This window comes from Sporichthya sp. (genome assembly GCF_013815995.1).
Lineage (GTDB): Bacteria > Actinomycetota > Actinomycetes > Sporichthyales > Sporichthyaceae > Sporichthya.
This window is the reverse complement of record NZ_JACDFE010000287.1, coordinates 1-4,831: the sequence shown is the minus strand read 5'-3', so window position 1 is coordinate 4,831 and position 4,831 is coordinate 1. Positions and strand designations below refer to the sequence as shown.

6 protein-coding genes are annotated in these 4,831 nt (G+C 71.5%); 4 read left to right on the top strand and 2 right to left on the bottom strand.

Going from position 1 to position 4,831, the window contains the following annotated elements; genetic code table 11:
* On the bottom strand, positions 1 to 319 hold a 319-nt coding region (locus H0X00_RS21690; RefSeq protein WP_293774758.1), incomplete at its 3' end, for an ATP-binding cassette domain-containing protein.
* A 102-nt stretch (positions 320 to 421) separates the two neighbouring features.
* Here H0X00_RS21690 and H0X00_RS21685 point away from each other — a divergent pair.
* Entirely contained in the window at positions 422 to 1,276 is an 855-nt protein-coding gene (locus tag H0X00_RS21685) for a sugar phosphate isomerase/epimerase (protein WP_293774755.1), read from the top strand.
* A 16-nt stretch (positions 1,277 to 1,292) separates the two neighbouring features.
* Here the strand turns inward: H0X00_RS21685 and H0X00_RS21680 are convergent, their stop codons facing one another.
* Positions 1,293 to 2,258, bottom strand: coding sequence for a transglycosylase SLT domain-containing protein (locus tag H0X00_RS21680; protein WP_293774753.1), 966 nt, complete (start codon positions 2,256 to 2,258; stop codon positions 1,293 to 1,295).
* Positions 2,259 to 2,443: 185 nt separating this feature from the next.
* On the opposite strand from H0X00_RS21680, the gene H0X00_RS21675 reads away from it, so the two are divergent.
* From H0X00_RS21675 to H0X00_RS21665, 3 genes are all read left to right on the top strand, one after another.
* Positions 2,444 to 3,373, top strand: coding sequence for a proline dehydrogenase family protein (locus H0X00_RS21675; protein WP_293774750.1), 930 nt, complete (start codon positions 2,444 to 2,446; stop codon positions 3,371 to 3,373).
* A 5-nt stretch (positions 3,374 to 3,378) separates the two neighbouring features.
* Positions 3,379 to 4,188: a pyrroline-5-carboxylate reductase gene (gene proC, locus H0X00_RS21670; protein WP_293774749.1), complete on the top strand. Its 810-nt coding sequence runs from the start codon at positions 3,379 to 3,381 to the stop codon at positions 4,186 to 4,188.
* 10 nt (positions 4,189 to 4,198) lie between these two features.
* A partial coding sequence (locus H0X00_RS21665) for a low temperature requirement protein A (protein WP_293774747.1) occupies positions 4,199 to 4,831 on the top strand: 633 nt, incomplete at its 3' end.

The window sequence follows — 4,831 nt, the reverse complement described above, 5'->3', positions numbered from 1 at the left end:
CGGCCAGGGCGCGCAGGTTCTGCTCGCCGGTCAGGCCGGGCCACAGGGCGGGGCCCTCGATCATCGCGCCGACCCGGCCCAGGTAGCGGCGCGGATCGGCCAGCGACGCGCCGAGCACCGTCCCGGCCCCGGCGGAGGGCCGGACCAGGCCGAGCAGCATTGCCATCGTCGTGGTCTTGCCGGCGCCGTTCGGGCCGACGAAGCCGGCCACCACGCCGCGGGGGATCTCGAAGGACAGGCGGTCGACAACCGCAGTTCTGGTCGATGAGCTGCCGTAGTTCTTGGTGAGCCCGGACACGCTCACTGCTGAGTTCGTCATGGACCCAGCGTCGCGATCCCGGCCCTCCCGCGCGTCCGCCGTGGAGCGGCTCTACGCGTACGCAATCCGACGTATCCGGGGCGTCCGCCCTAGGCTGGGCGCATGACCGCTGGGGAGGCCGCAGTTCCCCCCGTCCGGGGTGTGCAGGTGCCGGACGCCAAGGTCTGTCTGTCCACGTCCTCGACCTACCCGGAGTCGACCGGCGCGGCCTTCGAGATGGCGGCCAGTCTCGGCTTCGACGGCATCGAGGTCATGGTCGGCGTCGACCCGGTCTCTCAGGACGCGGACGCGCTGCGGCACCTGTCCGAGTACCACCAGATGCCGATCATCGCCATCCACGCGCCCTGCCTGCTGATCACGCAGCGGGTGTGGGGCACGGAGCCGTGGGTGAAGCTGGACCGGGCCCGTGAGGTGGCCGAGCTGCTGGGTGCCGAGGTGGTCGTCGTGCACCCGCCGTTCCGCTGGCAGCGGGACTACGCGAAGGCCTTCGAGGCCGGCCTGGCGCATCTGGCCGAGGAGACCGACGTCGCCTTCGCGGTCGAGAACATGTACCCGTGGCGGGCCCGTGGCCGCGAGGTCCAGGCCTACGCGCCGGACTGGGACATCGTCGACCGGGACTACCCGCAGGTGACGCTCGACCTCTCGCACACCGCGACCTCGCAGTCCGACCCGCTGGCGATGATCGATGCCCTCGGGGACCGGCTGCGGCATCTGCACATGGCGGACGGGTCGGGCTCGAACAAGGACGAGCACCTGATCCCGGGCCGAGGGACGCAGCCCTGCGCCGAGGTGCTGGAGACCCTGGCCCGGCGCGGCTTCACCGGTTCGGTGGTGCTCGAGGTGAACACCCGGCGGTGCTCGAACCGGCGGGAGCGGGAAGCCGACCTGGCCGAGGCCCTGGCCTTCACCCGCCTGCACCTCGCGGCGGCCGTCGAACGCGGATCTGACGGGTCGTAATGTCGCTCCGTAAGGGCTACGCCCCGTCGGGGAAGTACGGCGCGGTCCAGCCGAGGTAGCGCGCGTTCCACCTTTCGTCGATCGTGTACGACGAGACGATGCTGATCTTGCCCGGCGTGATGACGTCGTTGGTGGCGACGTAGCCGTCGCCGAGCGAGATCGCGACGTGCCCGGCCCGCAGGCCGGTGTCCCAGAACATCAGCGAACCGGCGGGGGCGTTGCGCTGGCGGTGGTGGCGCATCGAATTCGGGGTGAACAGCCAGTGGTCGATGGCGTACTGCGTTCCGGAGTGGTCCCAGCCGTAGGCCTGCGCCATGAAGTTCAGGCACAGGTTGTACCAGCCGTAGTCGCCCGCCATCGCGCGCGCCCACTTCACCGCGCCCGAGGCGGAACGCGGGTTCGGCAGCGGCGTGTACAGCGAGCGCGAGGAGTTGGCGACGCCGAGCCCCTGCGCGTAGAGCGGCGCCAGGTCCTTGACCTCGGCGATGTACGCCCGGGTCGCCGGCAGCCGGGCAAGACCGACGTCGGCCACCCGGTTCCAACCCAGCCGGTAAGCGGCCAGGGCGAGGGAGAGCCGGTCGCCGCGCTCGTTGGACTGCACCGCGGTCCGGTAGTAGTCGCAGAGCACCCGGGCCTGGGTGTCGATGGCGTCCGCGGGGTCCAACGGGCTGTTCGTCCCGTCCCCGTCCGCGTCCTCACCCCAGGCGTTCCACATCCGGGACGAGAGCTGGGCCAGGCCCTTGGTGCCGCTCTCGTCCTCCTTGAGGGCGTCCCAGCCGCTCTCCACGTCGATCAGGGCGGCCTGCAGGCCGGCCGGCAGGTGCGGGCAGGTGTAGGCCGCGTCGACCAGCGCCGCCTTGAACCGGACAGGCGGCCCCGCGGCGCCGGTGTCCGCCGGGTCGGCCGTCGCAACCGCGAACAGGCCGGCGATCAACGGCAGCACCGCACCGCCGATGACTGCGGTGATACGCCGGTAGCGCATCGTCAGCTCCCTTGTGGGGTCGGACCGCGGGCGCGCGGGGGGCGGGCAGCTCTCTCGAAGACAGCAGGGGTCTGCAGGCAGCAGAGGGCGAAATAGTACGAATCCGCTTCATGATCGTTCGGGGTTTCGGGAGTATTCGCAGGTCGGAGGGGGCCCGCGAAGGCCTCGACTGCCACGATGGAGCCGTGCTGCGCCACGGACTCCTCGCCGCGTCCCGCTCCACCCGCGTGCGCGACCTGATCACGCGCGCGCCCGGGACCCGGGAGGTTGTCCGCCGTTTCGTGGCCGGCCGGAGCCTGGAGGCTGCCCTCGTGGTGGCCCGGGATCTGGTCTCCTCCGGCCTGCGGGTCTCCCTGGACCACCTCGGCGAGGACACCGCCGACCGGGCTCAGGCCGACCACATGCGTGAGGTCTGCATCGCTGCGTTGGGAGCGCTGAACGTGGCCGGCCTGACCGGCGGCGCCGAGATCTCGCTCAAGCTCTCCTCGCTGGGGCAGGCGCTCGGCCCGGACGGCCACCGGATCGCGCACGAAAACGCGGCCAAGGTCTGCGCGGCGGCCGCCGCCCACGGCACCACGGTGACCCTCGACATGGAGGACCACACCACTACCGACGCGACCCTGTCGGTGCTGCGCGAGTTGCGCGTGGACTTCCCCTGGGTCGGGGCGGTGCTTCAGGCCTACCTGCACCGCACCGAGGCCGACTGCCGCGATCTCGCCTCCGCCGGCTCCCGGGTCCGGCTGTGCAAGGGCGCGTACCGCGAGCCGGCCTCGGTCGCCTACCAGGACCCGCACGACGTCAACCTGTCCTACGTGCGCGCTCTGAAGGTGCTGATGGCCGGTCAGGGCTATCCGATGGTGGCCTCGCACGACCCCCGGATGCTGGCCATCGCGGCCGACCTGGCCGCCCGCGCCGGACGTAACCCGGGCGACTTCGAGTACCAGATGCTCTACGGAGTGCGCCCGGACGAGCAGCGCAGACTGGCCGGCGCCGGCGAGACCGTCCGGGTCTACGTCCCGTTCGGCGAGGAGTGGTACGGCTACCTGATGCGTAGGCTCGCCGAACGTCCCGCCAATGTGGTGTTCTTCGCGCGGGCGCTCCTGTCGAAAGGGTGAAGCACATGGGCCAGCGGGTTGCCCTGCTCGGCGGCGGCAAGATGGGCGAGGCGTTGCTCGCCGGGATGTTGCGGGCGGGCCGCACGGCGGCCGACGTCGTCGTGACCGAGCGGCACGCGGAGCGCGCGGCGGAACTGCGCGACCGGTACGGGGTGAGCACCGCGGATGCGGTCGAGGCGGTCAAGACGGCCGACGTGATCCTGCTCGCGATCAAGCCGCAGGACATGGCGAGTCTGCTCGGCGAGATCGGCGACGTGGTGCGCCCCGACCAGTTGGTGATCTCGGTGGCCGCCGGCATTCCGACCGCGTTCATGGAGCGCCACTTCGGCGCCGAGGTCCCGGTGGTCCGGGTGATGTCGAACACCGCCGTGTTCGTCGACGAGGCGATGAGTGCGATCTCGGCCGGTGCGCACGCCACCGGTGAGCACATGAAGCTGACCGAGGGTCTGCTCACCCCCGTGGGCGAGGTGATCCGGGTGCCCGAGTCGCAGCTGGACGCGGTCACCGCGCTGTCCGGCTCCGGGCCCGCCTACTTCTTCTACCTGGTCGAGGCGATGACCGACGCCGGGATTTTGCTCGGCCTGCCGCGCGAGGTCGCCTACAAGCTGATCGTGCAGACGGCGGTCGGCTCCGCGCGGATGCTGAAGGAGACCGGCGAGCACCCGGTCAAGCTCCGCGAGGCTGTGATGTCCCCGGCCGGCACCACGATCGCCGCCATCCGCAAGATGGAGGACCACGGTGTGCGCGCTGCGATGATCGCTGCCCTGGAGGCCGCCCGGGACCGGTCCCGCGAGCTGGCCTCGGGCCACGGCTGACCGGCGCCCAGTGACCGACAAGCACCAGTCCGCGCCGGCCCGGCGACTGCGTTTCGAGACGCTGCACCCGGAGTCCGCGGCCACCATGATCGAGCTGTTCTTCGACCTGGTCTTCGTCTTCGCCCTGACCCAGGTCACCGCCTTCATGGCGAAGGATCCGAGCGCCGAGCGACTCACCCAGGGCATGCTCGTGCTCGGCCTGCTGTGGTGGTGCTGGGTGGGCTACGCCTGGATCGGCAACGTGGTCAAGGCCGACGAGGGCGCGACGCGAGTGGCCATCCTGGTCGCGATGGCCGCAATGTTCGTCATCGCACTCGCGATCCCTGAAGCCTTCGACGACTCACCGGGCGGGATCTCCGCGCCCTACGCGATCGCCGTCGGGTACGCCGTGCTGCGCGCGGTCCACGTCGCCACGTTCTGGGCGCTCTCGGCCGGCGACGCCGGGCTGCGCCGGCAGCTGATGCGCTTCGGGGCCTCGGCCGCGGCCGCCCTCGGTCTGCTGCTCGCCGCCGCGGGTGCGAGCGGGGACACCCGGACCTGGCTGTGGGTCGCGGTGCTGGTCGCCGACTACGGCGGCACCTTCCTCGGCGGTACGTCGGGCTGGCGGCTGCCGGCGGCCCGGCACTTCGCCGAGCGGCATGGG